This window comes from Elstera litoralis (genome assembly GCF_000963705.1).
GTDB classification, from domain to species: domain Bacteria; phylum Pseudomonadota; class Alphaproteobacteria; order Elsterales; family Elsteraceae; genus Elstera; species Elstera litoralis.
Genome location: NZ_LAJY01000524.1, coordinates 1 through 1,758, shown reverse-complemented (window position 1 = coordinate 1,758; position 1,758 = coordinate 1). Strand labels below are relative to the sequence as shown.

Genomic DNA, 1,758 nt, shown 5'->3' with positions numbered 1-1,758 from the left:
TAGGCGCGGCGGCGCTGCTCGGCACGGCGGGCGCGGGCGGGGTGGTGACGCGCGGCGCGGATCTGAAAATCCCGCTGAGCGATCTTCCGGCGCTGTTGCTGAACAATACCCACGAAGCCGCTTCCCAGGCGGCCATGCTGGCCCTGCCCGCCGTGAAAATGGATATCGTTGTCAGGTCGGATGTCGGCAAAACCTTCGTTCTGGGGGCCGAGCCCGCAACCCTTCTGAGCAATTGGGTGGAACTGCCGAACCCAGTTGGCGGCGCGCTGACCGCCGTCTTCGGATCAACCGGCCCCGCCGTCACCGTTCCGGGATTGCCCGCCCTGGCCGGGGCCATCGATGCCGCCGATGAGCTGCCGCTCTATGATGCCTCCTCCGGCACGCACCGCCGCGTCAGCCTCGCAACCCTGCTGGCGGGTTCGACCAGCCTGACCAGCGCCGCCCCGGCGGATATCGGCACGCAGGCTATGGTCGGCAGCGCCACGACGGCAGCGCGCGCCGATCACGTTCACAAGCTGCCGGCGACGGGTGTGACGGCGGCAACCTATACCAATGCCACCCTTACCGTCGATGCGACGGGCCGCATCACCGGAGCAAGCTCGGGGGCGAGCGGGGCGGGGTTCACCGACGCCATCGGACCGAGGCCGCTAAATTTCTATGGGGGCACCGGCGGGAGTTCTCCCTTTGCGGCGCGGCTCGATCATGGTCATGGCCTGGACTACACTTACGATACTTCCGGGGTAACGTCGGGCCTCGCGAATTATATTTTTGCCGATATGGCGACGGGCAAATTTATCCCCGTCCCGATCAATGCGCTTTGGTCTTACCTGACGGCCCGTACCTCTCCGCTCGATAATGATCTGCTGCCGATCAGCACGACGAGCGGCAGCCTTAACAAGGCCACGGTCGCCCAACTCTTCACCAACCGGCTGCTCTCCGGCGGATCGGTTATCAACGCCCGGCTTGTCGGTGTTCGGGAGGAAAAGCAGGTCCGGCTTGATGTTGCAACGGCGGCAACCCTGCCGACGATCAACAATCACAATACCTACCATTACCGCCTCACCGGCAATGCCACGCTCACGCTGCCCGCGCGGCTGACCAATGTGAATTGCATCATCGGTATCACCCTCATCATCGATCAGGACGGGACGGGCGGACGCACGCTCACCCTGAATGCGCCGGCGGGCGAGACGATCAAATGGCACGGCGGCGTGATGGGCAGCATCGCCACGGCGGCCAATGCCCGCACCCGTATCGCCCTCAGCGCCGCCCAAGGGGAAACCCGTTGGGACGCCGCCATTGTTTATAAGGAGGCGTAACCATGCTGCTCGCAACGCGCGCTTGGTTGCCGGTGGCCGATGCGCCGCCGGTTTGGGTGACGATTTCGCCTCTCGCCGATGCCGAATGGGAGGAACCCTATACGCAAACCCTGCTGGCGACCGGGGCGAGCGCCTATGCCATCGCCGGCGGCAGTCTGCCGCCGGGGGTAACGCTGGCGGGCGACACGATCGCTGGCACGCCATCACCCGCCCCGAGCGCACCCGCTTGGGCGACGGTCGCCGGGAACCTCGGCAGCGCCAGCCAGGGCGGGGGATTTTCCGTCACCTTGAATGCTTCCGGGGCGGAGAGTTACGCGATCCGCGCCGGGCTGCTGCCCTGGGGCGTCACGCTCGATCCCGATACAGGCGCGCTCGCGGGCACGCTGGCGGTGCTCGGCGGGCCGGAGGATGACCCCGGCCCCGCGTCGGTTTGGAGCAC

1 protein-coding gene and 1 pseudogene are annotated in these 1,758 nt (G+C 66.5%); both read left to right on the top strand.

Going from position 1 to position 1,758, the window contains the following annotated elements; translation table 11 throughout:
* Positions 1–1,319 (top strand): annotated as a pseudogene (locus tag VZ95_RS25870) (hypothetical protein); the annotation flags it as partial.
* Between the two features lie 2 nt (positions 1,320–1,321).
* The coding region (locus VZ95_RS16810; RefSeq protein ID WP_045776880.1) for a hypothetical protein at positions 1,322–1,758 on the top strand (437 nt) is incomplete at its 3' end.